28 protein-coding genes are annotated in these 25,749 nt (G+C 62.3%); 14 read left to right on the top strand and 14 right to left on the bottom strand.

Annotation, left to right across the window (positions count from 1 at the left end; translation table 11 throughout):
• From G6N83_RS05295 to G6N83_RS05275, 5 genes are all read right to left on the bottom strand, one after another.
• Positions 1–561, bottom strand: a complete 561-nt coding sequence (locus G6N83_RS05295) for a Dps family protein (protein WP_165140037.1) — start codon at positions 559–561, stop codon at positions 1–3.
• A 97-nt stretch (positions 562–658) separates the two neighbouring features.
• A complete protein-coding gene (locus G6N83_RS05290; RefSeq protein WP_165140035.1) occupies positions 659–946 on the bottom strand; it encodes a DUF6510 family protein in 288 nt (95 codons plus the stop codon).
• Positions 943–1,671, bottom strand: coding sequence for a ferredoxin reductase (locus G6N83_RS05285; protein ID WP_165140033.1), 729 nt, complete (start codon positions 1,669–1,671; stop codon positions 943–945). Before G6N83_RS05285 ends, G6N83_RS05290 begins: the two co-directional genes overlap by 4 nt.
• Positions 1,668–2,261 carry a sulfite oxidase-like oxidoreductase gene (locus G6N83_RS05280; RefSeq protein ID WP_165140031.1) on the bottom strand — a complete coding sequence of 198 codons (594 nt, stop codon included), beginning with the start codon at positions 2,259–2,261 and terminating at the stop codon, positions 1,668–1,670. The genes G6N83_RS05285 and G6N83_RS05280 overlap by 4 nt, the downstream gene beginning before the upstream one ends.
• Positions 2,262–2,288: 27 nt before the next feature.
• On the bottom strand, positions 2,289–2,633 hold the full coding sequence (locus tag G6N83_RS05275) for a DUF7882 family protein (protein WP_165140029.1): 345 nt from the start codon (positions 2,631–2,633) through the stop codon (positions 2,289–2,291).
• A 70-nt stretch (positions 2,634–2,703) separates the two neighbouring features.
• Between G6N83_RS05275 and G6N83_RS05270 the strand changes: the two genes are divergently transcribed.
• Entirely contained in the window at positions 2,704–3,021 is a 318-nt protein-coding gene (locus tag G6N83_RS05270) for a DUF7882 family protein (RefSeq protein WP_165140027.1), read from the top strand.
• A gap of 2 nt (positions 3,022–3,023) precedes the next feature.
• Here the strand turns inward: G6N83_RS05270 and G6N83_RS05265 are convergent, their stop codons facing one another.
• The gene (locus G6N83_RS05265) at positions 3,024–3,359 is read right to left on the bottom strand and encodes a DUF7882 family protein (RefSeq protein WP_165140025.1); all 336 of its coding nucleotides are present in this window, start codon (positions 3,357–3,359) and stop codon (positions 3,024–3,026) included.
• 99 nt (positions 3,360–3,458) lie between these two features.
• Here G6N83_RS05265 and G6N83_RS05260 point away from each other — a divergent pair, with 99 nt between their 5' ends.
• Positions 3,459–3,602, top strand: a complete 144-nt coding sequence (locus G6N83_RS05260; protein ID WP_165140023.1) for a hypothetical protein — start codon at positions 3,459–3,461, stop codon at positions 3,600–3,602.
• Here G6N83_RS05260 and G6N83_RS05255 read toward each other — a convergent pair.
• Complete coding sequence (locus tag G6N83_RS05255) at positions 3,574–4,599, bottom strand: LacI family DNA-binding transcriptional regulator (RefSeq protein ID WP_241246295.1); 1,026 nt, start codon at positions 4,597–4,599, stop codon at positions 3,574–3,576. The genes G6N83_RS05260 and G6N83_RS05255 overlap by 29 nt on opposite strands.
• A 106-nt stretch (positions 4,600–4,705) precedes the next feature.
• Between G6N83_RS05255 and G6N83_RS05250 the strand changes: the two genes are divergently transcribed.
• The 4 genes from G6N83_RS05250 to G6N83_RS05235 all read left to right on the top strand — a co-directional run bounded on the left by G6N83_RS05250 (position 4,706) and on the right by G6N83_RS05235 (position 8,163).
• Positions 4,706–5,857, top strand: a complete 1,152-nt coding sequence (locus tag G6N83_RS05250; protein WP_165143156.1) for a Gfo/Idh/MocA family protein — start codon at positions 4,706–4,708, stop codon at positions 5,855–5,857.
• Positions 5,854–6,552 (top strand): ThuA domain-containing protein, encoded by a 699-nt coding sequence (locus G6N83_RS05245; protein WP_165140021.1) that lies wholly within the window; start codon positions 5,854–5,856, stop codon positions 6,550–6,552. Before G6N83_RS05250 ends, G6N83_RS05245 begins: the two co-directional genes overlap by 4 nt.
• Positions 6,531–7,634, top strand: a complete 1,104-nt coding sequence (locus G6N83_RS05240) for a Gfo/Idh/MocA family protein (RefSeq protein ID WP_165140019.1) — start codon at positions 6,531–6,533, stop codon at positions 7,632–7,634. Before G6N83_RS05245 ends, G6N83_RS05240 begins: the two co-directional genes overlap by 22 nt.
• 88 nt (positions 7,635–7,722) lie before the next feature.
• Entirely contained in the window at positions 7,723–8,163 is a 441-nt protein-coding gene (locus tag G6N83_RS05235) for an iron chaperone (protein ID WP_165140017.1), read from the top strand.
• On the opposite strand, the gene G6N83_RS05230 is transcribed toward G6N83_RS05235, so the two are convergent.
• Complete coding sequence (locus G6N83_RS05230; RefSeq protein ID WP_165140015.1) at positions 8,157–9,197, bottom strand: permease prefix domain 1-containing protein; 1,041 nt, start codon at positions 9,195–9,197, stop codon at positions 8,157–8,159. The genes G6N83_RS05235 and G6N83_RS05230 overlap by 7 nt on opposite strands.
• A complete protein-coding gene (locus G6N83_RS05225) occupies positions 9,194–9,577 on the bottom strand; it encodes a PadR family transcriptional regulator (protein ID WP_241246294.1) in 384 nt (127 codons plus the stop codon). The genes G6N83_RS05230 and G6N83_RS05225 overlap by 4 nt, the downstream gene beginning before the upstream one ends.
• Before the next feature lie 87 nt (positions 9,578–9,664).
• Between G6N83_RS05225 and G6N83_RS05220 the strand changes: the two genes are divergently transcribed.
• Positions 9,665–10,465 (top strand): endo alpha-1,4 polygalactosaminidase, encoded by an 801-nt coding sequence (locus tag G6N83_RS05220; protein WP_241246293.1) that lies wholly within the window; start codon positions 9,665–9,667, stop codon positions 10,463–10,465.
• Between the two features lie 36 nt (positions 10,466–10,501).
• Here G6N83_RS05220 and G6N83_RS05215 read toward each other — a convergent pair whose 3' ends face one another.
• From G6N83_RS05215 to G6N83_RS05200, 4 genes are all read right to left on the bottom strand, one after another.
• Entirely contained in the window at positions 10,502–12,757 is a 2,256-nt protein-coding gene (locus tag G6N83_RS05215; RefSeq protein ID WP_165143150.1) for a beta-xylosidase/alpha-l-arabinosidase, read from the bottom strand.
• An 88-nt stretch (positions 12,758–12,845) separates the two neighbouring features.
• Entirely contained in the window at positions 12,846–13,730 is an 885-nt protein-coding gene (locus G6N83_RS05210; protein ID WP_165140013.1) for a carbohydrate ABC transporter permease, read from the bottom strand.
• Positions 13,730–14,737, bottom strand: coding sequence for a carbohydrate ABC transporter permease (locus tag G6N83_RS05205; protein WP_165140011.1), 1,008 nt, complete (start codon positions 14,735–14,737; stop codon positions 13,730–13,732). Before G6N83_RS05205 ends, G6N83_RS05210 begins: the two co-directional genes overlap by 1 nt.
• Before the next feature lie 10 nt (positions 14,738–14,747).
• Entirely contained in the window at positions 14,748–16,034 is a 1,287-nt protein-coding gene (locus tag G6N83_RS05200) for an extracellular solute-binding protein (protein ID WP_165140009.1), read from the bottom strand.
• A gap of 163 nt (positions 16,035–16,197) precedes the next feature.
• Between G6N83_RS05200 and G6N83_RS05195 the strand changes: the two genes are divergently transcribed.
• Positions 16,198–17,196: a LacI family DNA-binding transcriptional regulator gene (locus G6N83_RS05195; protein WP_165140007.1), complete on the top strand. Its 999-nt coding sequence runs from the start codon at positions 16,198–16,200 to the stop codon at positions 17,194–17,196.
• A 3-nt stretch (positions 17,197–17,199) separates the two neighbouring features.
• On the opposite strand, the gene G6N83_RS05190 is transcribed toward G6N83_RS05195, so the two are convergent.
• The gene (locus G6N83_RS05190) at positions 17,200–18,375 is read right to left on the bottom strand and encodes an ROK family protein (RefSeq protein ID WP_241246292.1); all 1,176 of its coding nucleotides are present in this window, start codon (positions 18,373–18,375) and stop codon (positions 17,200–17,202) included.
• A 58-nt stretch (positions 18,376–18,433) separates the two neighbouring features.
• Between G6N83_RS05190 and xylA the strand changes: the two genes are divergently transcribed.
• From xylA to glgX, 6 genes are all read left to right on the top strand, one after another.
• Positions 18,434–19,639: a xylose isomerase gene (xylA, locus tag G6N83_RS05185; protein WP_165140003.1), complete on the top strand. Its 1,206-nt coding sequence runs from the start codon at positions 18,434–18,436 to the stop codon at positions 19,637–19,639.
• 11 nt (positions 19,640–19,650) lie between these two features.
• The gene (gene xylB / locus G6N83_RS05180) at positions 19,651–20,958 is read left to right on the top strand and encodes a xylulokinase (protein ID WP_165140001.1); all 1,308 of its coding nucleotides are present in this window, start codon (positions 19,651–19,653) and stop codon (positions 20,956–20,958) included.
• A gap of 89 nt (positions 20,959–21,047) precedes the next feature.
• Positions 21,048–21,749 (top strand): GTP pyrophosphokinase, encoded by a 702-nt coding sequence (locus G6N83_RS05175; protein WP_165139999.1) that lies wholly within the window; start codon positions 21,048–21,050, stop codon positions 21,747–21,749.
• 35 nt (positions 21,750–21,784) lie between these two features.
• Positions 21,785–22,981, top strand: a complete 1,197-nt coding sequence (locus G6N83_RS05170) for a cation:proton antiporter (protein WP_165139997.1) — start codon at positions 21,785–21,787, stop codon at positions 22,979–22,981.
• Position 22,982: 1 nt separating this feature from the next.
• On the top strand, positions 22,983–23,489 hold the full coding sequence (locus tag G6N83_RS05165) for a glutaminase (RefSeq protein WP_165139995.1): 507 nt from the start codon (positions 22,983–22,985) through the stop codon (positions 23,487–23,489).
• Between the two features lie 48 nt (positions 23,490–23,537).
• Positions 23,538–25,748, top strand: a complete 2,211-nt coding sequence (gene glgX, locus G6N83_RS05160; RefSeq protein ID WP_165139993.1) for a glycogen debranching protein GlgX — start codon at positions 23,538–23,540, stop codon at positions 25,746–25,748.
• Position 25,749: the final 1 nt, after the last annotated feature.

The raw sequence follows: 25,749 nt of genomic DNA, 5'->3' as shown, positions 1-25,749 counted from the left end.
TTACTTCTTGGGAACGCGGTTTTCCGCACTCACCATCCATGACAGTTGTTCGAGCCGCTCGAGCACGCCGTGCAGAATGTCGGCGCTCGTCGGGTCTTCCTCGTCGACAGCGTCGTGAACCTCGCGAATGGTCGAGATCACGTCATCGAGGCGCTCCGTAATCAAATCGATGACCTCGGCCGTGTCGACCTCGCCCTGGGGGAACTCGGGCAGCGTCGTGGTCTCGGCGACGACATCACTACGTCCATCGGGGAGTGCGTGCAATGCTCGCATGCGTTCGGCGACATCGTCACCGAATTCGCGTGCAGCATCGATAATTTCGTCGAGCTGTAGGTGCGTGTCGCGGAAGTTTTTGCCGACCACGTTCCAGTGGGCTTGCTTACCTTGCAGCGACAGTTCGATCAGATCTACCAAAACCTTTTGCATGCTCTCGCTGAGCTCTTCTGAAGCGCTGAATCCACGCTCTGCGTTCTGGCTGTCGGTCAGTTCAGCGCCCGTACCCCCGCGCGCTGTGCGTCGATTGTTCTTTGACTTCGCGGCAGGCTTTGTTGCTGTTGCCATGATGAGGCTCCTCTCGCCGTCGGGAACATCGACGATACGTAAGGATCTCCGGCACAAGCGGGGGATTGCGTGCTCTGCGAGCCGGTGCTACGAAGCGCTAGATCGTCAGCGCTGCCAGGCCCGGGAACGACAACTCGTGCCCAGCCGTTGTAGTCATGCAGCGCAGCAGAGTGTGGCTGCATCCGCGACAGATGAGCGTGACGCTGGCCTCATCTATTTCGGCTGTCGTTTCGGCAAGAGTGCCGGTGAGGTTGCAGAAGCGACACGTTACCTGGGCGAGGGTCATATCGGCCGTGAAAATTTCGGTGAGCACGCCACTGGCCGCGTTGCCATCAACACGCCCAACGTCTACGGCACCTGTCGTGGGGTGGAATCGAGGCATCATGTTCCTCCGAATCGCTCCGTTTTGATTCTTCCGTCGTCGAACCCGGCCACCTGCAGCAAACGCGTGGTCGCTTCGACAAAACCGGTGGGTCCGCAGATGTACACGAGCGGATCGTCAGCCGATGAGATGACGGATGCCGCGGCTGTGGCAGCATCGAGCCGACCCGCGGGGCGCGGCCATCCTGCAGGTACCGTGCGGGTGTACACCCAGTCGAGAGCGAAATTCGAGTTCGCGAGCTGAGCAAGCTCTTGCGCGTAGAACGCATCTGCGGGTCCACGCACCGAGTACAGCAGCCTCATGGGTGCTGAACTTTCGGACGCTGCGTGCGCACGCGCGATAGACACGAGTGGCACAATGCCTGAGCCGCCGGCGATCAACTGCACCGGCTCGGTCTGTGCCGGGGTCCACACGAAATAGGCGCCGAGGGGCCCGCGTATTTCGAGTTCGTCGCCAACCATCATGTCTTCGACGAGGTAGGGCGACACTTCGCCATCGGGTAACTCATCGACGGCAATTTCGACCAGGTCGCTCTCGCCGTAGGAGGCCAACGAATAAGACCGTGCCGCCTGATAGCCGTCTTCTGCGGTCAAGCGCAGATCAAGGTGCTGGCCCGGGAGATTGCCGGGCCATCCCGGCACTCGAAGAAACAGGATCCGTGCGTGATCATTGACACGCTCTTCCCGTTCGAGCCGGCCGTGAAGCCAGCCGGAAACGCCGCCGCTCACCAGTAGCGCTCTTCTTTCCAGGGGTCCCCGTACATGTTGTAGCCGTTCTGTTCCCAGAACCCTGGTTCATCGGTGGACTGCATAGTGAGGCCGCGGACCCATTTCGCTGACTTCCAGAAGTAGAGGTGCGGCACGAGAAGTCGTGCGGGTCCGCCATGCTCGGGGTCGAGTGGTTCGCCCTCGAACTCGGTGGCGATCCAGGCTTTCCCCTCGAGGAGGTCTTCGAGAGGCACATTCGTGGTGTATCCGCCATAGGAGTGCGCCATGACGTACGCCTCACTCGTATCGACACCAGCGAAGAGTTTGTCGAGCGAAACTCCGCGCCAGTTCGTGGCGAGCTTCGACCATCGCGTTACGCAGTGGATGTCGGTGTGCACGTCTTCGATGCCCAGGGCGAGCATCTCGTCCCATGACCACGTCGAGCGGTCGCCACTTTCCGAAACGATCGTGAAGTTCCACTCGGAGGTATCGATGCGAGGCGTCGGACCCGCAGATAGCACCGGGAAATCTTCGGTCAGATACTGACCCGGCGGAAGACTCTCGTCGGATTCACGACGTCGTCCACCAAACCCACGCGAAAAAACCGCCATGCGCACCTCTCCTTAGCTGAGGCGAATCTACCGACTCTCGGCGGCGTCAGCGAGCGGAGAGTTCGGAGCATTGTCGAAATGTTCGGCGACGAGCATGATGCCGCCAGAGGAATTCGCCGAATTTGCGAGCTCTTCCATCCACTCGGGACTCAGCATCGTGGGTTCGGGGTCGTCGAAAACAAAGCGAAGCGGAATGGACTCTTGGAGCCAAATCGTGCTGCGCCCCCGCGGCTGATCGTCGGGGTGGCGCCATGAGAGCGTAAAGCTCTCGCCGCGGCGAAGTTTGGTCGCAATGATGACCTTCAGGTGCGCAAGTGCGCGATCCTCAATGTGGATCGGCGTTGCGCTTCCGCCGTAATAAATCGTGCCCATGGTGCTAACCATAGTCGTCAAAAACCGCAGCAGTGCGAACGGATTTTTGGCGCCGGATACACTCATGATTATGGGCCGATTCATCTACGACACAACATCGAACTCTGTCGACATCGATGACCGCACGCTTGCACATTTGCGCATCGTGGTGATGAACAAATTGCGCCGTTCAGAGTCGTTCATGTTCGACGTCGAAGTCGGCGACGGCAGTGGGCGGCGAAGCTACTGGATGGCGCCGAGCGTGCCAATTCAGTTCCACTTCTACGGCAGCCGCACGCCGCAGATCAACCGTGCGTGGGTTGAAGATCTCATGCTCGCGGCGTCCGGGCCCAATGGTCTCTCACTCACGCCTGAGCCGGCCGACGACCCGACGCCGACAACGGGCTGAACTCACTCGCCTCGCGGCGTGGTGTTCCCGTCGTCGGTCTCGAAGTGTTCGGAAACGAGCATGATGCCACCCGACGAATTCGCTGACGCGGAGAGCTCCTCGATCCATTCGCGACTCAACGCGGCCGGTTCTGGGTCGTCGAATACATAACGCATGGGGATCGAGGGGTGCAGCCAAATCGTGCTGCGGCCGTTCTCGTCTTCGTCGGGATGACGCCACGAGACGGTGAAGCTTTCGCCTCGCCGCAGTTTCGTTGCAATCACCACCTTGAGGTGCGCGAGCGCTCTGTCCTCAATGTGTATTGGTGCTTCTGACCCGCCGTAATAGATCGTTCCCACACCGCCACGATATCCGGTTCGCTATTTTCCGACGAGTGTCAAGGGGGATGCGATTCAGGCGCAGGCGCACCAGAGTAGAAGAACCCTAAGGAGGCGGCTATGGATCCTCGCCCTGTTCCGGAGAGCACGCCGGAACCCTCGACGAACGATGCGCTTTTCGCATCGGTACCCCGTATTGACGTCGTTGATGGCGAGCTTTTGCCCGGCGACCGCGCTACGACCGTGTCGAACTCTCGCCCGTAGAGTCGCGCACTATGAGACGCGTCGCGAGTGTGATCGACGTTGCTGTCAGCGCGTTACCCGCGGCAGCATCCGCGAGATGATCAACGGCGCTTGCCGCCATCTCGCGAATGGGCTGGCGCACAGTGGTGAGCGACGGTGCAAGCCAGCGCGATTCGCGTAGGTCGTCGAAGCCGACAACTAGAACATCGTCTGGAATTCTCCGGCCCGCCACTCCCGCCGCGGCGTAGACTCCGGCGGCCATGTCATCCGAGCAGGCGAAAACGCCGAGCCTCTCTCCGGGTGTGAGGTCTCGCATCAACTTGATGGTGGCGTCCTTCGCGGCAGCCGCGCCCCAGCTCGCCGTGACGGTATCGACGCGAGCGCCTGGCCGTTCGCGTTGAATCTGCTCCATGAATCCGCTTACGCGCGCCCGGCCAAAACGGTAGGGCGGGTTGCCGCCGACGATCAAAAATCGTGTTGCGCCGGTGGCCGCGAGGTGAGTTGCTGCATCTGCAGCGCCGACCTCGTCCGTCGTCTGAACGTGTGCAAGGGGGAGGGTCGCCTCGGCGCGCGGATCGACGACGATCATCGGGATGCCGGCATTCGTCAGTGTCGCGCGTTGTGAAGCTGTCGGCACCATTATGCCGAGAACGACACCTGCCGATCCCCGCCGCCGGATGCGGACCGGCCAGTCATCATCGGCTGTGTCGCGTTCTTCAGTGAGTACGAGATCGTAACCGTGGCGAGCGGCCGCGCTACGTGCGCCAGCGGTGACTTCATCGGCGTAAGCATGATGAAAGCTGCCGAGCACGAGGTCGAAAAGACGGGCTGCGGCGGGTGGGCGCCCACCAGCGCGCGGCGTGCGTGCATAGCCGAGGTCACGCGCTTTCGTCAGAACTCTTGTTCGCGTGGCTGGGGCGAGGTCGCCTCGTCCCGCGAGCGCCCGGGACGCTGTGGCAATACTGACACCCGACGCTTCGGCTACGCGCGCGAGCGTTATGCGGATCGGAGTACTCACCCCTTAAGTTTTGCGCAAAAAAGTCGCGCTGTGTCGATGCGCGTGAGATTGTCAATCGAGCGGCGAGGAGGCCACGGTAGTGACAACGACACCATTGCGGATTGCCATGATCGGAACCGGTTTCATGGGGCGCATGCACTCGCACGCGTGGCGAACGGCCCCGCGCTTTTTCGATCTCCCGCGCGACATCGAGTTGGTGACACTCGTGGGGCGGACTGCTGCCGCCACGGCGCGCGCGGCGACCGAGCTCGGCTGGCAGGAACACAGCACGAACTGGCGCGATGTTATTGCGAGAGACGACATCGACGTGATCGATATCTGCACGCCGGGGGACACTCACGCCGATATCGCGATCGCGGCTCTGGCCGCAGGCAAGCACGTGCTTTGCGAAAAGCCGCTCGCCAATAGCCTCGCCGAAGCTGAAGCGATGGCGGCTGCCGCCACCGACTCGGATGCTGTCGCGATGTGCGGTTTCAGCTATCGCCGCACTCCCGCACTTGCCTTCGCCCGCGAATTGATCCGAGAGGGCCGACTCGGCCGGATCCGGCATGTGCGCGCGCAATACTTGCAAGACTGGCTCAGCGATCCCGCTGCCCCTTATACGTGGCGGTTGGACCGTGACCGGGCGGGCTCCGGGGCACTCGGCGACATCGGTGCTCACAGCATCGACACGGCGCAGTGGCTGGTGGGAGATGAGATCGCGGGGGTTTCGGCGACACTGCAGACGTTTGTAGCATCCCGACCCGTCATGGAATCACAGCAGGGCCTTGGCGGCATCGCGGTAGCGGATGCCGAACGGATGCCGGTCACCGTCGACGATGCTGCGGCCTTTACCGCGCGGTTTCGTGCAGGCGCGCTCGGTGTGTTCGAGGCGACTCGCATGGCGACGGGTAGGCGAAACGCCAATCGCATCGAGATCAACGGCGAGCGCGGTGCTATCGCTTTCGACTTCGAGCGAATGAACGAGCTCGAGTTCTTCGATGCCACTCTTCCGAATTCCGAGCAGGGCTTTCGTCGTATCCAGGTGACCGACTCCGATCACCCGTACGCCGGTGCATGGTGGCCGGTCGGTCATGGGCTGGGATACGAGCATCTCTTCACCCACCAGGCTGTTGACTTCGTGCGCGCCGTGGCGGGCGAGGCCGAAACCGAACCCACTTTTGACGACGCGCTCGCCGTGCAGCGTGTGCTTGCCGCTGTCGAAAAAAGCGCGGCGGACGACAGCAGATTCACTCTCGTAGAAGGCAGTAACTCATGAGTAAAACCGCACTCGTCGTGCGCGGCGGCTGGGATGGGCACCACCCGGTCGAGGCGACCGAACTCTTCATTCCGTTTCTGACGGCTCATGATTACGACGTTTCGATCGAAGAATCTCCCGAGGTGTACGCCGACGTCGAGCGTATGAAGGCAATCGATCTGATCGTGCAATCGGTGACGATGTCAGAAGCTTCCGCCGACGCTGTCGCGGGTCTTCGCGCCGCGGTCGCCGCGGGAACTGGGCTCGCCGGATGGCACGGTGGCATAGCCGATTCTTTCCGCAACAGCTCCGACTACCTTCAGCTCATCGGCGGACAGTTCGCGACCCATCCTGCGGCTCACCCCGACCGTCGGCACGGCGATGAGAGCGATAACTTTCTCACTTACGCGATCGAGATGACAGACCTGGGCCGTGAGCATGAAATCACAGCCGGTCTCACTGACTTCTCACTGCACACCGAGCAGTACTGGGTTCTGCACGACAGTCTCATTGACGTGCTGGCAACCACGACCCATCCGGTCCAGCCGTATCACCCGTGGCATCGTCCGATCGTGTCGCCAGCGGTATGGACGCGCGACTGGGGTCAGGGCCGAGTGTTTGTCGCAACCCCCGGGCACAGCCCCGATGTGCTGCGCGACGACAACGTACGAACCATCGTGGAAAGAGGGATGCTGTGGGCCACCCGCACGGCGTAGGAATCGTGGGCCTCGGGGTTATCTCGCGCGCCTACCTCGACACTCTTGTCGGTCACCCGGATGTGCGCATCGTGGCGGTCGCAGATCTTGATGCGGAGCGAGCGCGCACGATCGCCGAAACAGTGCCGGGGGCCCGGGCGCTCTCAGTGCCGGAGCTTCTTGCCGACCCCGAGGTCGACACGGTCTTGAATCTCACGATTCCGGCAGCGCACGCAGAGATTGCGCACGGAGCTATCTCGCACGGAAAGAACGTGTACGGCGAAAAGCCGCTGACAGCGGTATTCGGTGATGCGCGCACCGTGATGGCCAGCGCGGATGCTGCGGGGGTGCACGTCGGCTGCGCACCCGACACCGTGCTCGGAACGGGGGTGCAGACGGCGCGTGCCGCGATCGATGCCGGACACATCGGGCGACCGGTGGCCGCGACCGCCGCGTTCGTCTCTGCGGGACACGAGTCGTGGCATCCGAACCCTGACTTCTACTACTTGCCCGGGGGCGGTCCGCTCTTCGACATGGGACCGTACTACCTTTCGGCGCTCGTGCACATGCTCGGGCCGGTCGTCGCTGTACAGGGCGCGGGCTCCCGCACGCGGTCGGTGCGCACGATCGGCTCTGGTCCACGTGAGGGCGAGACATTCGACGTCGACGTGGCGACGCATGTCACCGGTGTGCTGACGCACGCCGATGGCGCGCTCTCAACTGTCACGTTCAGCTTTGACGCGCACGCATCAGAGGCGAAGCCGATAGAGGTGCACGGTGAAGCCGGTTCGCTGTCGGTGCCAGATCCCAACTACTTCGATGGAGATGTGCGTCTTTCACACGGCGATGGATGGCAGCTTGTTCCGGTATCGGCGGGCTACGAGCACGGTTCGCGCGGCGTCGGGCTGCTCGATTTTGCCGCGGGGGAATCACCCGCGCGACGAGCGAGCGGCGAGCTTGCGCTGCACACCCTCGAAGTGATGACTTTGCTTCTCGAATCTGCGGAAACAGGGGAGCGGCGCCGTGTGTCCACAGCGCCCGAGCGTCCGGAGCCTGTGCCACTTACGACCGAAGTCCAGTGGCGGCGGCTCGCGGGCGCATAACCCCCCTCGGTGTCTGTTGCGAGAGCCTGGGAGGCAATAATGTTGGCTCTGCGTAGCGGGCTGGCGCGAGCGACCGAAGGAAACCGAGATGAGCGCAACCGAGGGTGGATTCAGCGATTCTGAGCGCGAGGCGATGAAGCAGCGCGCCGAGGAACTCAAAGCGATGAAGGGTGTCAAAGGCTCCGCGAAGAAGGCCAAAGAGTTCGAAGCATGCCTCGAGGTGATCGAGGGACTCGAAGGCACAGATCGCGTCATCGCGGAGCGCCTTCACATGATTGTGGCAGAGGAAGCGCCCGGCCTTGACCCGAAGACCTGGTATGGATTTCCGACCTATGCGAAAGACGGCAAGAACATCGTGTTCTTCCAACCCGCGTCCAAGTTCAATACGCGGTATGGCTCGATCGGCTTCACTGAAGACGCGGACCTCGACCACGGTGCGATGTGGCCCGTGGCTTTCGCCGTGATCGAGATGACAGATGCCGTAGAAAGCCAACTGCGCACCCTCGTAAAGAAGGCGGCTGCCTACTGAGGTCGGGCTCTGCGGTAACTCTCGAGCGCGCTGGTGCCGCCCGCGATTGCTCCAAAGAGCACGGCTCCGATCGGCCAGATGACCCAGGAGATTCCCCACGCATTGCCGATGAAGCTCCACGCGAGAAAGACAGCCGTGAGTAGCGGCCAGTAGAAGGCGCCGATTACTCCGACGATGCTGCGCTCGCCATCCTTGCGCACTCCAAAGTTCTGACGATGGCCGGCGCCACGCCCGAGCTCTTCTGCGACGTTCTTCGCCCATGACCGCGGGAGGAAGACTCCGAGTCCTGTTGCGACGAAGGCGAGCACGAGCACGACACCGATCACGCTCCAGAAGCCATTTTGGGGTGAGTCTTCCGTGAGCAGTGCAAGTCCGATGAGTGGAATAGGAGCGAGAATCCAGAACGCGATCGCGATCTGGAGCGCGCGGATGCGTCCGCGTTCGTGCTGCATGGCGAGCGCCTCGGCCCAGTGCGTCACGGCCGGGTTGGTGGAGAATCGACCTTCTGGGATGCGTTCGTAGCGTGCTGTTTCGCGAGACGTCGCGAGGATGATCACCACTCCGGTGGTGATGAGAGCAAATAGCGCCACGAGCCCGACGAGCGACGCGATGCCATCAGTGAACGGAAGAAATCCGTATTGCGCGGCGACCGGCAGCAGGATCAGCATCGCCGGGGACATGACGAACAGGATGACGGCGGTGCTCACTCTAAAGCGAACATGCTGCTGCACGTCTGCGTAACCCTCTGCCTCTTCGAGTGTGATCGGCGCGTGCTCTGGAATGTCTTTGGCAGCAACCGTTGCTGAATCATGGGCAATATCGGATGTGATGCCGAGCACCGGCGCGACCTCTTCAAGGTTGCCGAAATCGCGAATTACCTGCCCGACAGCCTCATTTTCGGAACGACCGTCGGCGATGAGACTCGAATAGGCGTCCTCCATCATGTCTTTCAGTTCGGCCTTGGCCTCAAGTAGTCGTGGAGTTTGCGGGTACGTGCTGAACATGGTGTCCAGGTACGTGATGATGACGTTCACGGAGTACCTCCTTCGATGGTTCCGTTGATGAATCTGTCGACGACGGACTTCGTATTGCGCCACTCCTCGACTTTGACGTCGAAATGGATGAGGCCAGCGTCGGTGATGCTGTAGTAGGTGCGAGGTTTTCCTGAGGGGGATACTCCGGCGGACGAGCTGACGAGTCCACTGCTCTCTAGGCGTTTCACGGCCGAATAGAGGGTGGTCTGTTTGATGGCGTACGCATCACCGCTGATTGCGGTGATGCGCTGTGCTAGTTCGTAGGCGTAAGACGGGTTCGCGCGCAGGAGCGACAACACAAGAACGTCAATGTAGCCGCGAATCGCATCGGCGCTGATCGCCATTGCTCGCCCTTCTTCGGTGGTTACTGTCTCAAACATACTACGCCTGAAATAGTATCTGCAACAGCTGCGATATTCGCAGTGCCCGCAACGACACCGAGACGGTGGCTTCTTTAGACTCGGAGTGTGCGCGGCATTTGCGGAAAAGTTACGAGTGCCGGAGCTCTCGCTCTCGTACTACTCATCTCTGGATGCTCCACGGCAACCGAGATCGCCCCGCCGCCATCGGATGGCGTGTTCGACTACCAACTCGGGGGCGGCTACGAACCGGGCGATGACGTGACGGTCGTCACTCGGGACAGCACTGATGAGCCGGCCGAGGGACTGTATTCCATTTGCTATGTGAATGGGTTTCAGACGCAGCCGGACGAAGCGTGGCCCGAGGCGCTGATTCTTCACGAAGCCGACGGCACACGGGTGGCTGATCCGGCATGGCCAGCTGAGTACCTGCTCGATATCTCAACGCCTGAAAAACGCGCTGAGGCGGCCGCGAAGCAAAGCACGGTCATCGAGCGCTGCGCGAAGAGCGGCTTCCAGGCTGTCGAGTTCGACAATCTCGACTCGTGGACGCGATCAGACGGTGCTCTGACCGAAGCGGATGCCGTGGCATTCGCCGTTCTGCTCGTCGACACGACACACGGTGAGGGCCTGGCTGCGTCCCAGAAGAACTCGGCCGAGATGACAGCCGAGGGCAAGAACGACATCGGGTTCGACTTTGTCACCGTCGAAGAGTGTGACCTGTTCGACGAGTGCGATGAGTTCACGAAGGCATACGGTGACCAGGTCTTCGATATCGAATACACCGACGATCTTCGTGGGACGTTCGCCGACGTGTGCTCACGCGTCGCAACACCTGCGCGCACCATCTTGCGCGATCGAGACCTGGTGACCCCAGATAGCAGCGACTACGTCTTCGAACACTGCTAGACCCACTGCTCCGAAGCTGCGGCGAGATCGCTGTGGTCAGTGAAGTGAGACCTCCGGACTCTGGACCGTTACGTGGACGAGTCGTGGGTCATCGCCCGTGACATGGTGATCTGGGCCCGTGAAGGTCACCCGCGTGCTCGTTGCTCTCTCTGCGCATGACGAACCAACCCAGAGCTCGATTTCACCCGGTTCCACGATGCGCTCGCCGCGACGGTTGGTCAACGACATCCGAGCGGTTGGCACTTCGAACCTCACCCGTGCGTGCTCGCGCGGCGTGAGATCCACGCGGCTGTAGGCGATGAGCTGCGCCACTGGACGTGTCACGCTCGCGACGATGTCTTGCCCGTACAGCTGCACGAGCTCGGTGCCCGATCGTGTGCCGGTGTTCTTCACTGTCACCTCGACAGTGAACACGCTGCCTGTGCTTGTTTCGGCCCCGGTGGTCAGGTCGCTGTGAGTAAACGTGGTGTAGCTCAGGCCGTGGCCGAACGGCAGCGCCGGCGTGCTGTCGGCGCTCGTGATCTCGTTCGGCCCGCCAAGGAACGGATGCAGGTAGCTGTAGGGCTGAGCTCCTGCTGAGCGTGGGAGCGAGACAGGCAGGTGGCCCGATGGTGCGACCGCTCCGCTCAATACCCGAGCGAGAGCCGGACCGCCTTCTTCGCCGGGAAAGAATGCCTGGAGCACAGCTGCGGGTGCGGAAGCACCGGACAGCGCCCAGTCGAGCGCATACGGGCGGCCCGAGAGTACGACGAGCACGACGGGCGTGCCGCTCGCAATGATCTGTTCGACCAACTCGCGCTGAACCCCGGGTAGCTCCAGGGATTCCACGTCGTTGCCCTCGCCGACCGTGCCACGCCCAAACAGCCCGGCGCGGTCACCCACGACAACGATGGCGATGTCCGCATCGCGCGCAACGGCTGTTGCGCCGTCAAACCCGGATCTATCGTCGCCCTCTACTTCGCATCCACGCGCCGTCGAGATTTCGGAGCTAGCGAATTCTGCAGCCAAGGCTTCACTCACGCTGGGAATCTCAAAGCCGAGAGGCGTTCCCGGATGGTGCGCGAGCACATGATTGGCGAACGAATAGCAACCCATCAGCGCTTCGGGGCTGTCGGCATTCGGGCCGATCACAGCAATGCGCGACGGTCCTGCACTGCCCGCCGCGAGCGGGAGAGTGCCGTCATTCGTGAGCAGCACGAGTGACTGCTCGGCAAGCTCACGGGCGATGTCGCGATGCTCGGCGTCATCGAGGTCAATCGATGTCGGGGCGGTCGAAAGATCTTCATCGAGCAAGCCGAGTGCTTCTTTTTGCGTGAGCACACGAGTGACGGCACGATCAACGAGAGCTTCATCGGTGCGCCCGTCTCGCACACGCTCTGCGAGCGCTGCGCCGTACGTGTCGCCGCTCGGAAGCTCGATATCGATGCCAGCCGAGAGTGCAAGGTGAGCCGCGGCACCTTTATCTTCGGCGACCCGATGCATCGTCTGCAAGAAAGCGATAGCGAAGTAGTCGGCGACGACAACACCATCGAATCCCCATCGGTCGCGCAGGATTCCCGTGAGGAATTCCGGCGCTGATGCCACCGGAATCCCGTCGATTTCGGCGTACGAATTCATGACCGATCGCACGCCGCCGTCACGAACCGCCATCTCGAAAGGTGGCAAAAGCACGTCGTCTAGTTCGCGCATGCCGACGTGCACTGGCGCATGATTGCGACCGGATTGTGAGGCCGAGTACCCGACAAAGTGCTTCAGCGTTGCGTGGATTCCGGCATCCTGCAGGCCGCGCACATACGCGGTGCCGATTGTGCCGACGACGTATGGGTCTTCGGCGATGCACTCATCGACTCGTCCCCAACGCGGGTCGCGAATGACATCGAGCACCGGGGCAAGCCCCTGATGCACCCCGAGTTCCCGCATCGATCGACCGATTGCACTACCCATGCGCTCGACCAGTTCCGGATTGAACGCCGCACCCCACGCGAGCGGTGTGGGAAACGTCGCCGCTTTCCACGCCGCAAGTCCCGTGAGGCACTCTTCATGCACCAGTGCCGGAATCCCGAGGCGGGTTTCTTGTCGGAGTCGGCGTTGCTCGTTCCAGAGCCACTCCGCGCGGGCCAACGGCTCAACGGGCCGTGTGCCGTAGACGCGGGTGAGATGGCCGAGACCGTGCTCGGTCGCATCCTCGTAGCGGGTCGAGGTCGCCATTTCTCCGGCCATCGGCGCAACGACCTCGTCGCCCTGGTCTACCCAGAACCCCACAAGTTGGGCAAGTTTTTCTTCCAGCGTCATCTGCTCGAGCAGTGCACGCACACGCGCTGAAGCTGTGGGCGCACCGGATGTCGTCGTGTACACAGTTCTCAATCCGTTTCGCTACTGCTCAACCCTTGACCGCACCGGTCAAGCCACCGACGATGCGTCGTTCAAACAGGCTGAAGAACACGAGCGCGGGGATCATTGACAGTGAAGTGAAGGCGAGCACCTTTGCGGTATCGACGGAGTACTGCGACGCGAACGCCTGTACGCCGAGCGGCAGGGTGAAGGTGGATTCGTCGTTCAAGATGAACAGGGGCAACATGTAGCTGTTCCAGCTGGCGATGAACGCGAGAATTCCCACGGTGATGACGGCGGGAACCGCAAGCGGAATGACCATTCGCCAGAAGAAACCGAGCCGGCTGCATCCGTCGATGAATGCCGCCTCCTCGATCTCTCGCGGGAGCGCCTGCAAGAACGGCACCAGGATGATGATCGTCACCGGCAGCGCGAACGCGACCTGCGGCACGATGACACCGGCGAGAGAGTTCATGAGTCCGAGCGAGCGGACCATGATGTACAGCGGCGTGATGGCGACGGTCATCGGAAACATGAGGCCAGCTGCGAAGAGCGCGTAGAGCGCACCGCGAGCGCGGAAGTTATAGCGTGCGAGCACGTACGCGGCTCCCAGCCCGAAGGCGACGACAAAGAACGTCGTGACTGCGGCCGCGATCGTCGAGTTGAGCACTTCACGCCAGAAGACACCGCTCGACAACACGTTGAAGTAGTTCTCGATCTGCCACGTCGCCGGGAGCCCCGAGGGGTCCTGCGTGATCTGCGAGTTCGTGCGAAATCCGCCGATGATGATGTACGCAACGGGCGCGAGAATGAGCCCGATCAACACGATCGCGAGGAAGTAGATAAAGAAGCTTCCGGTGCGCTGGCGGGGAGTGCGCGTAACCCGCCGCTTGCTCGGCTTGATGTGGCGAGTGACGATTGCTTCGGTAGCCATCAGCGTTTACCTCCCGTGACTGCGCCCTCGGTATCGCGGCGCAGCACGAAGCGCTGATAGAGCAGCGCGATGATGAGTGAAATGAGGAAGATCACGACGGCGACGGCGTTGCCGTAGCCGTAGCTTCCGGCGTTTCGACCCGTGGCCACCATGTAGGTCGCCATCGTCGAGGTGCCGGCGGTGGCCGCAATGTACTGACCCCAAATGATGTAGACGAGGTCGAAGAGTTGGAGCGACCCGATGATCGACAGGAATGCCCAGATTCGAACCGTGGGCCCGAGTAGCGGGAACGTGATCGAGCGCTGGATCTGCCAGTACGAGGCGCCGTCGATTGCGGCTGCTTCGTAGAGCTCTTCTGGGATGCCCTGAAGACCTGCGAGAAAGAGGATGACGGCGAACCCGATGTACTTCCAGGTGATGATCGCCATGAGGGTCCAGATCGCAATATCCGGATTTGCGAGCCAATCCTGCGCATAAGCGCTGAGACCCAGTTTCGCCAATAGGTCGTTGAGTGCGCCGTTGTTGGCGAGCATCAGGCTCCACCCCGTGCCGACGACAACTTCAGAGATGACGTAGGGGACGAAGATCAAAACCCGAATGGATGACTGGAATCGCATCTTGCGGTTGAGCAAAAGCGCAAGCGCAATAGCGATGGGGCCCTGGATGACGAGCGAGAGGATGACGATCAAGAAGTTGTGCCAGAGCGCCTCTTGGAACGCCGGGTCGGTCAGAATCACGACGTAATTACGGAGCCCGACAAAGTCGGTCGCGGGCCCGTAGCCGCCCCAGCTGAAGAAGCCGTAGTAGGCCGCAACTGCCACGGGCAGCATGACGAAAGAAAGAAAGACGATGAGAGCGGGACCGGCAAGAACGGCGATCTCGAGGCGTGTGCGCCACGGTCCGCCGGAGCGGGACCGCCGGGGCGAGGACGGCGCTTTCACGCCGCCCCCGCTCCCTGCGAGATTCCCCGTCGACGTGCGCTCAGCGTTGTCGGTGAGGGAAGTCATGTGGTGCGCCCTAGCCCCTCATCGCTGCATCGTTGACGGCATCCACGATGCTCTGCGGCGTTCCGCTGCCAGCGAGCATGTCGACAACCGCTACGTTGAGTGCGTTACCGACGTTCTGTCCGTAGAGCGTGTCGAGCCACAGCACCACGTACGGTGCGTCGTTGTACGCGTCCAGAACGCTGAGGAGTGCGGGATCGCTCACGACGCCCTGGGCGTCCTGGCTCGCGGGCAGGGTCTGGAACGCGGTTGCGTAGGCTTCCTGCTGGTCTTTCGACGCGAGGAAGTTGAGGAAATCGACACATTCCGCCGGGGCATCTACGTAGCAGGAGTAGCCGTCAGCGCCACCCATCATGGCTCCGGGCGTGCCGTCGCCGCCACTGATCTCGGGGAATGCGAACCAACTCAAGTCAGCGAGCGGCTGCTCGTCCGGTGTGAGCGATGCGACCACGCCGGGCTCCCACGCACCCATGAGCTCCATCGCAGCCTGGTGGTTAGCCAGCAGGCCAGCCGATGATCCAGCGCCCTGCTGTGCTGCAGTCGTCAAGTAACCCTGGTTGAAGGGCTCGGTGTCGGCGAAATCCTGGAGATCTTCACCAGCGCGCAGCCAGCATTCGTCATCAAACGACCGCGAGTCTGCGGCTTCGTTCATGACATCTTGCGAGCACTCGCGAAGCGCGAAGTTGTAATACCAGTGCGCTGCGGGCCAGGCATCTTTCGCCCCCACGGCGATGGGATCGATGCCGGCTGACTTCAGCTCGTCATTCACATCGACCAGCTCGTCGATGGTTCCGGGGGTGTCGGTGACTCCAGCCTCATCGAAGAGGTCCTGGCTGTAGAACAGGCCCTCTGGAAGGACGGAGAGGGGCATTCCGTAGAGCTTTCCGTCGTACGTGAACGCACTCAAGGATGAGCTCATGGCGGACTCGGCATCCGAAGAAATCTTGTCGGTCAGATCCATCACCTGGCCAGCTTTGACGACATCGGCGAGCTTGCCGCCACCGCGTGCCATGAACACGTCGGGAGCGTCTCCCGAGTTCAAGGCGGTCTGCAGTTTGCCATCCATGTCTTCGTTTTGGATTGACTGAATCTCGACGGTTACGCCGGGGTTCGCCTCTTCGAACGCCGCGGCAGCGTCTTCCCAGTAGGCCACGCCATCGCCGGTCGTGGAGTTCTGCCAGACCGTGAGGGTGACATCGCCGCCGCTGTCACCGCCTCCGGAGTCTCCGCTGCATCCGCTTAGCGCGAGTGCGCCAATCACCAGGGCTGCTGAGCCCGTAAGGATGTGTCGCATATTCATGTGATTCCAGCCTGCTCTCTTCTTTGAGCGGCACCTCGATCATTGAGGTGCCAGGGTGGTGCGTCGCGGCGTGCATGCCCGAACGCGATGTCAGTGTCTCAGCGCGCTTTCAGAAGTGTCAAACGTTTTCGAAAACATTTTCAAAGGTCTAGCATCAGGTCTCATGACAACACGTCCGACCATCCACGACGTCGCCCGCGTGGCTGGAGTTTCCGTTGCGACGGTCTCAAAAGCGATGAACGGCAGGTACGGGGTCGCGGCCGAAACGGTGGACCGGGTCATGACAGTCGTTGCCGACCTGGGGTATGCCTCGAGTCTTGTCGCGAGCAGTATGCGATCGCGGACGACCGGTGTCATCGGCGTGCTCGTAGCTGACTTCGAGCCCTTCAGCGCCGAGATTCTGAAGGGTGTCGGTGCAGCGCTGCGCGACTCGAGCTACGACGTTCTGGCCTACAGCGGGTCGCGCCAGGGCAATGGTGAGGGCTGGGAGCGGCGTTCCCTCAGTAGATTGAGCGGCACCCTGATCGACGGCGTGATCATGGTCACGCCCACTGTCGTCAACGTCGCGGCCGAGGTGCCGATCGTGCTGATCGACCCGCACACTGGACGAGCTGATTTACCGACGGTCGAGTCTGACAGTCTCGGAGGTGCGCGAAATGCAACTCGGTATCTTGCTGAACTCGGTCATCGTCGCATCGGTTTCGTTGGTGGGCGCCCCGACCTCAAGTCGTCGCGGTTTCGCGACACGGGTTATCGAGAAGCGCTCGGCGCCGCAGGTATCCCTTTCGATGAAGCCCTCGTGCGTGTGGGGTTCTACTCGGGAGAAGCAGCACGGGATGCCGCCCGCTCCCTGCTCGTGCAAGAGCGCCCGCCGACAGCGGTCTTTGCTGCCAATGATCTCTCTGCGATCGCCCTCATCGAAGTGGCCACCGAGCTCGGTATCCGTGTGCCGGAAGACCTTTCGGTCGTTGGCTTCGATGATGTCCCCGAGGCCTCGCGGCTGACGCCGGCGCTCACAACCGTCCGTCAGCCCATGCACCAAATCGGTCATACCGCGGCCGAAATGCTCACGACGCTCATGAGTGGACAGGCGCTTGCAAAAACGCACGTCTTGTTGCCGACCCGACTTATCGCGCGCGCAACGACAGCGCCGCCGCGCTGAGGTTTAGCTCGCGCGCGAGGGGTCATCCAGAAGCCGCGCGAAGGCCGACTCTGCAGCCCCAATCAGCAGGCGGTTTTCGGCAAGCGACGCTGCGCGAATCTGCAGGTTTTCCCCGCTTGCTGGCATCGCCTGGTGCCGCACTGCCGCGGTGAGGCCCTCGAGGTCCATCCCCGCGAGGGTTGCCAGAAATCCACCCAGCACAACGACGCTAGGATTGATCACGTTGACGGCGTTGGCGAGTGCCGTGGTCAGGATTCCCCGCTGCCGCGTGACCTCGACTGCCACCACTGCCCCGGTGGCCTCGGTGAGTGCTGTGGCAAGTGTTGGTTCGTCGGCGTCCGTGAGCTGAAGCACCTCGAGCAGTCGGGCGCGGCTGACTTCGTCTTCGAGTACGCCCCCGGGCGCTCGCCGGTCATGTTCGTGCGCGATACCTGGCCGATTTTGGCCGAACTCGCCCGCGTAGCCCCCGGCACCGGCCACCGGCATCCCGCCGATAATCAGCCCACCACCGATACCGCTGGCACCGCCGTTGAGGTAGATCGCATGATCGATTCCGCGAGCGGCGCCGAAGAGGTGCTCGGCCAGCGCGCCGAGTGTGGCATCGTTCCCCACCGAGACCGCCAGCTCTGTCGCTGCCGCGACGACCTCGGCGAGGGGCACATCTCGCCACCCGAGGTGTGGTGCGTCACGGACCAGCCCGTCGCTTGCGCGCACAAGACCCGGAACGGCGAGGCCGATGCCGACGATTCGCGACAACGCGAGCGGGCCCGAGCGCCACTCGGAGACCTTTTCGGCGATCAGTGCTGCCGTCTCTGCTGGAGTTGGAACCGTGTCGTGTGGCACGCGGTCGCGAACGATGATGGCGCGATCGAGGCCGATGGCGCCGATTGTCAATGCGTCGACCTCGGGGTTTACTGCGATAGCCACGGTTGCCGGGGAGAGCGACACAATGGGCGACGGGCGCCCAACGCCGCGCGCAGTGTCGGGCTCACGTTCTGTCACGAGCGTCCAGGTGCCGAGCTGTGCGATGAGGTCGGCAATCGTTGACCGGTTGAGCCCGGTGCGTTCGGTGAGGGCTGCTCGCGAGAGTGGTCCCTCGAAATGCAGCAGGCGCACGACCTCGGCGAGGTTCAGTTGCCTGATGCTCCCTCGCGGAGTTCCCTGCGGTCTGGCATTCACAGTTCCATCGTAGTATGTTGTGGTTGACAACATATTAGGTCCGCTGCAAAGGAGCACCATGTCCACGTCGTCTGTACCGACTCCCACCCCCGCCGATAAGTTCTCATTTGGTCTGTGGACTATTGGGTACAACGGTGCTGATCCGTTTGGCGGCCCCACGCGTCCGGCACTCGATGTCGTGCATGGTGTGGAGAAAATCGCCGAACTCGGCGCCTACGGTCTCACCTTCCACGATGACGACCTGTTCGCTTTCGGCTCGACGGATGCCGCGCGCCAGAAGCAGATCGATCGACTCAAGGGCGTTCTCGCAGACACCGGCGTCATCGTGCCGATGGTCACAACCAACCTCTTCTCGGCTCCCGTCTTCAAAGACGGCGGATTCACGTCGAACGATCGCCAGGTGCGCCGCTTCGCCCTCCGCAAGGTGCTGCGAAACCTCGATCTCGCCGCAGAGCTGGGTGCCAAAACCTTCGTCATGTGGGGTGGCCGCGAAGGCGCCGAGTATGACGCAGCCAAAGACGTGCGCGCAGCGCTTGAGCGCTACCGCGAAGCCGTCAACCTGCTCGGCGACTACGTCACCGACAAGGGCTACGACATCCGTTTCGCGATCGAGCCGAAGCCCAACGAGCCCCGCGGTGACATCTTGCTGCCGACAGTCGGTCACGCACTCGCGTTCATCGAGTCACTCGAGCGCCCTGAGCTCGTCGGTGTGAACCCCGAGGTCGGCCACGAGCAGATGGCGGGCTTGAACTTTGCCGCTGGAATCGCCCAGGCGCTCTACCACGGCAAGCTCTACCACATCGACCTCAACGGCCAGCGGGGCATCAAGTACGACCAGGACCTCGTCTTCGGCCACGGCGACCTGCACAACGCGTTCGCGCTCGTCGACCTGCTCGAAAATGGTGGCCCGAACGGTGGACCGTCCTACGACGGCCCCCGTCACTTCGACTACAAGCCCAGCCGCACTGAAGACGAGTCGGGCGTGTGGGACTCGGCATCCGCCAACATGCGCACCTACCTCATGCTCAAGGAGCGGGCCGCGGCATTCCGCGCCGACCCCGAGGTGCAGGAGGCACTCGCGGCTGCCAAGGTTCCGGAGCTTTCAACGCCGACGCTGAACGCGGGAGAGTCGTACACCGACCTGCTCGCTGACAAGTCCGCGTACGAAGACTTCGACCCGTCGGCGTACTTCGGCGCCAAGGGCTTCGGCTTCGTGCGTCTGCAGCAACTCGCGACCGAGCACCTCCTCGGCGCGCGTAGCTAGGTTCAGCGCACATGGGGTTTGTCGCAGGAGTCGATTCGTCGACGCAGTCATGCAAAGTCGTCATCCTCGACACCGAATCGGGGCGTGTGGTGCGCGAAGGGCGCGCACCACACCCCGACGGCACCGAGGTCGACCCGTCGGCATGGTGGTCGGCATTGAACGACGCCATCACAGCTGCGGGAGGGCTCGACGACGTGACGGCGTGGGCCATCGGTGGGCAGCAGCACGGCATGGTCGTACTCGACTCGGCGGGCCGGGTCATCCGCCCGGCGTTGCTCTGGAATGACACACGCTCAGCGGATGCCGCAACCGCCCTGATCGCCGAGTTCGGAGCAGACGAGCTTGCGCGCCGCACGGGGCTCGTTCCCGTGGCGTCGTTCACGATCACGAAGCTTCGGTGGCTGCGTGATCACGAGCCTGAAAATGCGGCAAAAGTGGCCGCAGTCGCGCTGCCGCACGACTGGCTCACCTGGCGGTTGCGCGGATTCGGGCCCGAGGGCGAATCACCGCTCGGTCCGGTGCTCGACGAACTCATCACCGACCGATCAGATGCCTCGGGCACCGGTTACTTCGACCCTGAAACCGACGGTTACGATCGGGAGCTTTTGATCGCCGCCCTGGCTCACGATGCTGTGCTGCCTCGTGTACTCGGCGCGACCGAATCGGTGCGCGATGAGCAGAACCGTGTCGTCGGACCTGGCGCAGGAGACAACGCTGGTGCAGCGCTCGGTGTCGGTGCGAAAACCGGTGACGTCGTGGTGTCTATTGGCACAAGCGGCACCGTCTTTGCCGTGAGCGAGAAGCGCACGATCGACCCCACGGGGACGGTCGCGGGTTTCGCCGATGCCGACGGCGGCTTTTTGCCGATCGTCGTGACTCTCAACGCGGCTCGTGTGCTCGATGCGATCGCACGCCTGCTCGGCGTCGATCACGCTGAGCTCAGCGCTCTGGCGCTCGCAGCGGAACCGGGTGCGGATGGCCTGACGCTCGTGCCGTATTTCGAAGGCGAGCGTACGCCGAACCTGCCCGATGCCACGGCGTCGCTGAGGGGAATGACGCTCGCTTCGACAACGCGAGAGAACCTTGCTCGAGCCGCTATCGAGGGAATGCTCTCGGGCCTGGGAGCTGGACTCGAGGCGCTGCGAGAGCTCGGCGTTCCGCTAGAGCGCGCGCTTCTTATCGGGGGAGCTGCGCAGTCTGCAGCGGTGCGAGAGATTGCGCCGCGTGTGCTGGGGCTTGCTGTTGACGTGCCGCCGCCGGGCGAGTACGTAGCGTTGGGGGCCGCACAGCAAGCAGCGAGGGTGCAGAGCGTCGCGTAGCGACCCCTGCGCCCTCGCTGGTGTTGTGGACAGCGCAGTGCTCTCTGGTTCACAGCCATCTCGTATGCACGCTGCATACCGTTAGAGGCATGACGTCGCCCCTTGAGGAAGAGCAGATGACTTTCTCTGCTGCACAGCTGCGCGCCGCGCGAGATGAGATGCAGGCGTTTCTTCTCGAATACCGATTCGGCATGCAGGAGATCGAGACGAAGATCTCGATTTTGCGCGACGAATTCTTGAATATGCACGACTACAACCCCATCGAGCATGTCTCGAGTCGGGTGAAGAATCCCGACAGCCTCGTGGAGAAGATCACGCGCAAGGGAATTCCTGCCGACTTCGAATCGGTGCGCGCCAACATCCTCGATATCGCGGGAGTGCGCGTCACATGCAGTTTTGTCGATGACACGTATCGGCTCTTCGATTTGCTGACGGCGCAAGACGACATCGTCGTTCGGACGGTCAAGGATTACATCGCAGAGCCGAAGGAAAACGGCTACAAGAGCCTGCACGCCATCATCGAAGTGCCGGTTTTTCTTTCGACAGGACGCGTCGAGGTCCCAGTCGAGGTGCAGTTTCGAACGATCGCGATGGACTTCTGGGCAAGCCTGGAACACAAGATTTATTACAAGTACAACCGCCAGGTACCCGGAGACCTGCTCGCGAATCTGAAGGAGGCGGCGACTGCAGCATCCGATCTGGATGCTCGGATGGAGTCGCTGCACCGCCAGGTTCACGGTCGGCCCTCTACCCGCGGCGCTCGAACGCCGTCACGCCCGCGCGCCGTGTAGTTCAAGACGACACCCCACGCCGCTACGCTGGGGCGATGGTGAGCGACGCGAGTCTTGTGCTGATCCCGCTCCTCGCTGTGCTCGCACCGCTTTTGGCGCGTGGTCTCGGGCGATGGCTTCCTATCCCCATCGTCGTCTTCGAACTCGCGCTTGGAATTCTCGTCGGACCGGACGTACTGGGCTGGGCGCAAACCTCGGAGTTTCTCGAGATCCTCTCCGAACTCGGCCTTGCCATGTTGTTCTTTGTCGCGGGCTCCGAGATCGATGCGAGATCGCTTCGAGGACGAACCGGTAGACGCGCCATCGGTGGCTGGATCATGAGCCTGGCGCTCGGGCTCGCGGCCGGTTGGCTTATTTTCCCGGGCGAAGCCGCCATCATCATTGGCGTTGCTTTGAGCTCGACGGCCCTTGGCACGCTCCTGCCGATCCTCCGGGATGCGGGCGAACTTCGGACGCCCTTCGGAAAGAGCGTTGGTGCCGTTGGTGCTGTCGGTGAGTTCGGTCCACTGATCGCGATTTCGGTTTTTCTTGGCTCCCGTGATCCCGGCGCATCGACGATCGTGCTCACGGTTTTCGTCGTGATCGCAGCTCTTGCGGCCTGGTATGCGTCTCGCACGCCGCAGGGTGCGCTCCATAGATTTGTCAGCGCGAGCCTGCACACATCGGGCCAGTTCGGCGTGCGCGTCGTGCTGCTCATTCTCGCGGCCCTCGCGACCCTCAGCATCGCGCTCGACCTCGACATGCTCCTCGGTGCATTCGCGGCCGGGATCATCTGGCGAATCATGATGCGCGATGCATCTAAAGACGACCAAGAAGCAGTCGAAAGCAAGATTGAAGCTCTCGCGTTCGGATTCCTCGTGCCGATCTTCTTCATCTACACCGGCGTGACATTCAATCTGCAGGCCCTCCTCGACGCACCGGAGCTGTTTGCCTTCGTTCCCATTGTTGCGATCATCTTGCTCATCGTGCGAGGCCTGCCCTCGGCTCTTGCGGCGCCCGTCGGCGCGAGCGGTCGTGACCGAACCGCCGTTGTGCTGATGGGGGCAACGGGGCTACCGATCATCGTCGCTGTCACCGCGATCGGTGTCGACGCCGAGATTCTTTCCCCCGCGGTCGCCTCAGTGCTCGTGGGTGCGGGGATGCTTTCGGTTCTCGTCTACCCACTCGTCGCTATGGCGGTGCGCCACACTCAAGTCGATGCGGATGCCGTCGCCTTCGACGAACGCATGTGACATGAGGGACGTCGACCCCGCTGTGAGCGCCGAGCTTTTGGCCGAAGCCCGGATGCGGCTCGCCCACATCCCGCGCGAGCCGCTCGGACGTTGGCACCAGCCACGGCGAATTCTGGGGTTTTCGCGGGCTGCACGCATCGTGCGCGAGGGGGAAGCCTGGCACCTCGGCGTTTTGTTGCTGACCGATTCGGAACTGTTGTCAACGGGCGAAGTGGTGCGGTCACGCGAACCCGCGCGGCGCGGGTTCGCCGCACAGTCGCAGCGTGAGCGTGCCGAGCACGCTGCCGCTGCGTACCGGGGTGGGTTTCCAGAGGGTGACACCGTGCACGTCGATTGGCGCATCATCGATCTTGCCGCAGTAAGCCGGGGGGAGGCATCCGGCCCGCTTTCGGTCGTCGACGGCGACATACGCGTGCGATGGAGCCGCGGCGGGCTGTCCCAACCACTCGACGTGTATCTCGATGACCGGATTTCGCTGCTTGTCAACCCTCCCGACCGGGCGAACTGATCTGAATTGAGCCTCGACTAAGGTTGACTCCACAACAAGGGAGGCCCAGTGCAGACGTGGCCAGGATCGACATATCCGCTGGGTGCAACATTCGACGGGAACGGTACGAATTTTGCGCTCTTCAGTGAGGGCGCTGACCGCGTTGAGCTCTGTCTATTTGACGACGAAGGCGTAGAGACACGCTTCGACCTCGTCGATGTAGACGCGTTCGTGTGGCACGGTTTTCTCCCGAACGTGGGTCCGGGCCAGCGCTACGGATACCGGGTACACGGCGAGTACGACCCCTCAAGCGGACGCCGCTTCAACGCGAACAAGCTCCTGCTCGACCCCTACGCGAAGGCGGTAGAGGGCCAGGTCGACTGGGACCAGGCTGTCTTTGGGTACAACTTCGGCGATCCCGATTCGCGCAACGACGAGGACTCGGCCGCGCACATGATGATGGGTGTCGTCATCAACCCCTTCTTCGACTGGGGCGGCGATCGCCAGCCGAAAACGCCGTATTCCGAGAGCGTCATCTACGAGGCGCACGTCAAGGGCCTCACGCAACTTCATCCCGACATCCCCGAAGAGATTCGCGGAACCTATAGCGCCATCGCTCACCCCGCGATTATCGAGCACCTCAAAAAGCTTGGGATCACGGCGATCGAGCTCATGCCGGTGCACCAGTTCGTCAATGATTCCGGTCTGCAAGATCAGGGTCTGTCGAACTACTGGGGCTACAACACGATTGCGTTCCTCGCGCCCCAGAACACGTATTCATCGACGGGCGAACGCGGCCACCAGGTGCAAGAGTTCAAGGGCATGGTGCGTGCACTGCACGACGCCGGCATCGAGGTCATCCTCGACGTGGTCTACAACCACACCGCTGAGGGCAACCACCTGGGGCCGCACCTGTCGATGCGCGGCATCGACAACGAGGCGTACTACCGACTCGAAGACGACGACAAGCGGTATTACACCGACTACACCGGAACCGGAAACAGCCTCAACGCTGGAAACCCGCACGCACTGCAGTTGCTCATGGACTCGCTGCGTTACTGGGTGCTCGAGATGCACGTCGACGGCTTCCGCTTTGATCTCGCGGCAACGCTTGCACGCGAGTTCTACGATGTCGACCGCCTCGCGACCTTCTTCGAACTCGTGCAGCAGGACCCCGTAGTTTCGCAGGTCAAGCTCATCGCCGAGCCCTGGGACGTCGGGCCCGGCGGGTACCAGGTCGGAAACTTCCCCCCGCAGTGGACCGAGTGGAACGGAAAATACCGCGACACCGTGCGTGACTTCTGGCGCGGCGAACCGCAAGCCCTCGGCGAGTTCGCATCGCGGTTGACCGGCTCGGCCGACCTCTACGAAAACTCGGGACGTCGCCCCTTCGCCTCGATCAACTTCGTCACGGCGCACGACGGCTTCACGCTTCGCGACCTCGTGTCGTACAACGAAAAACACAACGATGCCAACGGCGAAGACGGCAGAGACGGCGAATCCCACAACCGGTCATTGAACTTTGGTGTCGAGGGTGAGACCGACGACCCCGAGATTCTGACACTACGGTCGCGTCAGCAGCGGAACTTCATCGCTACCCTCATGCTCAGCCAGGGCGTGCCGATGATCTTGCACGGTGATGAGCTCGGTCGGACCCAACACGGCAACAACAACGGCTATGCGCAAGATAACGAGATCACCTGGATCGACTGGAGCAAGGTAGACAATCAGCTGATCGAGTTCACCTCCGCTTTAGTTCGGCTTCGTCGTGAGCACCCGACCTTCCGTCGCAATCGTTTCTTCGACGGGCGACCCGTGCGTCGCGAAGCCGGTGAGCGAATCCCCGACATCGTGTGGGTTCGACCCGACGGCTCGGTCATGCAGCCCGAGGATTGGGACTCCGGGTTCGGCCTCGCGATCGGTGTGTTCATCAATGGAAACGGCATTAGCGAGCGTGACCGTCGCGGCGAAGTCATTTCTGACGCGCACTTCATCGTGCTGTTCAACGCCGGCGGCGAAACCGTGGACTTCACTTTGCCCGATGTCGACTTCAGCCCGGAGTGGGACGTTCTCGTTGATACCGGTGGCGAGCGTGCAACAGAGCAGCTCGTTGGCCCCGGCGACACGCTCGCCGTGAAGGCACAGTCGCTCATGCTGCTTCGCGAACATCAGGCAACAGAGAGCGATGTCGATCATTCGCTGTCGGCGTCGTTGTCGACGATGACCGGAGTCATCGACGTCATCCCGTCACCGGCGCCAAAGTCTGAAGCAGGGACATGAG

Source organism: Microbacterium endophyticum (genome assembly GCF_011047135.1).
GTDB lineage: Bacteria > Actinomycetota > Actinomycetes > Actinomycetales > Microbacteriaceae > Microbacterium > Microbacterium endophyticum.
This window is presented reverse-complemented; position numbering and strand designations above follow the sequence as displayed.

What these genes read in the sequence shown, in the direction of transcription:
- G6N83_RS05295 (WP_165140037.1), bottom strand. Translation starts at nt 561, where the DNA reads ATGGCAACAGCAACAAAGCCTGCCGCGAAGTCAAAGAACAATCGACGC.
- G6N83_RS05290 (WP_165140035.1), bottom strand. Translation starts at nt 946, where the DNA reads ATGATGCCTCGATTCCACCCCACGACAGGTGCCGTAGACGTTGGGCGT.
- G6N83_RS05280 (WP_165140031.1), bottom strand. Translation starts at nt 2,261, where the DNA reads ATGGCGGTTTTTTCGCGTGGGTTTGGTGGACGACGTCGTGAATCCGAC.
- G6N83_RS05275 (WP_165140029.1), bottom strand. Translation starts at nt 2,633, where the DNA reads ATGGGCACGATTTATTACGGCGGAAGCGCAACGCCGATCCACATTGAG.
- G6N83_RS05270 (WP_165140027.1), top strand. Translation starts at nt 2,704, where the DNA reads ATGGGCCGATTCATCTACGACACAACATCGAACTCTGTCGACATCGAT.
- G6N83_RS05260 (WP_165140023.1), top strand. Translation starts at nt 3,459, where the DNA reads ATGGATCCTCGCCCTGTTCCGGAGAGCACGCCGGAACCCTCGACGAAC.
- G6N83_RS05250 (WP_165143156.1), top strand. Translation starts at nt 4,706, where the DNA reads ATGATCGGAACCGGTTTCATGGGGCGCATGCACTCGCACGCGTGGCGA.
- G6N83_RS05245 (WP_165140021.1), top strand. Translation starts at nt 5,854, where the DNA reads ATGAGTAAAACCGCACTCGTCGTGCGCGGCGGCTGGGATGGGCACCAC.
- G6N83_RS05235 (WP_165140017.1), top strand. Translation starts at nt 7,723, where the DNA reads ATGAGCGCAACCGAGGGTGGATTCAGCGATTCTGAGCGCGAGGCGATG.
- G6N83_RS05225 (WP_241246294.1), bottom strand. Translation starts at nt 9,577, where the DNA reads ATGTTTGAGACAGTAACCACCGAAGAAGGGCGAGCAATGGCGATCAGC.
- G6N83_RS05215 (WP_165143150.1), bottom strand. Translation starts at nt 12,757, where the DNA reads ATGACGCTGGAAGAAAAACTTGCCCAACTTGTGGGGTTCTGGGTAGAC.
- G6N83_RS05210 (WP_165140013.1), bottom strand. Translation starts at nt 13,730, where the DNA reads ATGGCTACCGAAGCAATCGTCACTCGCCACATCAAGCCGAGCAAGCGG.
- G6N83_RS05205 (WP_165140011.1), bottom strand. Translation starts at nt 14,737, where the DNA reads ATGACTTCCCTCACCGACAACGCTGAGCGCACGTCGACGGGGAATCTC.
- G6N83_RS05200 (WP_165140009.1), bottom strand. Translation starts at nt 16,034, where the DNA reads ATGAATATGCGACACATCCTTACGGGCTCAGCAGCCCTGGTGATTGGC.
- G6N83_RS05195 (WP_165140007.1), top strand. Translation starts at nt 16,198, where the DNA reads ATGACAACACGTCCGACCATCCACGACGTCGCCCGCGTGGCTGGAGTT.
- xylA (WP_165140003.1), top strand. Translation starts at nt 18,434, where the DNA reads ATGTCCACGTCGTCTGTACCGACTCCCACCCCCGCCGATAAGTTCTCA.
- xylB (WP_165140001.1), top strand. Translation starts at nt 19,651, where the DNA reads ATGGGGTTTGTCGCAGGAGTCGATTCGTCGACGCAGTCATGCAAAGTC.
- G6N83_RS05175 (WP_165139999.1), top strand. Translation starts at nt 21,048, where the DNA reads ATGACGTCGCCCCTTGAGGAAGAGCAGATGACTTTCTCTGCTGCACAG.
- G6N83_RS05170 (WP_165139997.1), top strand. Translation starts at nt 21,785, where the DNA reads ATGGTGAGCGACGCGAGTCTTGTGCTGATCCCGCTCCTCGCTGTGCTC.
- G6N83_RS05165 (WP_165139995.1), top strand. Translation starts at nt 22,983, where the DNA reads ATGAGGGACGTCGACCCCGCTGTGAGCGCCGAGCTTTTGGCCGAAGCC.